Annotated in this window: 1 pseudogene; it reads left to right on the top strand. The window is 35.9% G+C overall.

Features of this window, described 5'->3' with window-relative positions:
- Positions 1 to 119: 119 nt before the first annotated feature.
- Positions 120 to 688 (top strand): annotated as a pseudogene (locus HT687_RS09690) (IS3 family transposase); the annotation flags it as partial.

Genomic DNA, 688 nt, shown 5'->3' with positions numbered 1-688 from the left:
TCTCTTTTTAGAATCAAAACGACGAGATTGTGGAATCTCTACAGGAACAATAGGTTGTGGCATTAAAATATCCTCCAATAGTTTTACTTTACTAATAGTATACAGGAGGTCTTCCATGAATGATAGATACCTTGTTATGACGCGCTTACGAAGGCTGGACTAAAGATAGAGTTTCTCTTGAATACGGCCTCCCAAGTCGTACGATACTTCTTAATTGGCTAGCACAATACAAGAAAAACGGGTATACTATTGTTGAGAAAACAAGAGGGAGAGTACCTAAAATGGGACGTAAGCCAAAAAAGAGACCTGAAGAGAGAACAGAATTAGAACGTCTTCAAGCAGAAAATGAGTACCTGAGAGCGGAGAATGCTATCCTAAAAAAGTTAAGAGAACTCCGATTGAAGGAGGAAAAAGAGAAAGAAGAAAGACAGAAATTGTTCAAGAATTAATGACTGAGTTTTCGTTAGATCTTCTTTTAAAAGCCATTAAACTAGCTCGTTCGACCTACTACTATCACTTGAAACAGCTAGACAAACTAGATAAGAATCAAGAGCTTAAAGCTGAAATTCAATCCATTTTTATCGAACATAAGGGAAATTATGGTTATCGTCGGATTCATTTAGAACTAAGAAATCGTGGTTATCTAGTAAATCATAAAAGAGTTCAAGACTTGATGAAAGTACTCAAT

Source organism: Streptococcus sp. 1449 (genome assembly GCF_013276805.1).
GTDB classification, from domain to species: Bacteria; Bacillota; Bacilli; order Lactobacillales; family Streptococcaceae; genus Streptococcus; species Streptococcus pseudopneumoniae.
This window is presented reverse-complemented; position numbering and strand designations above follow the sequence as displayed.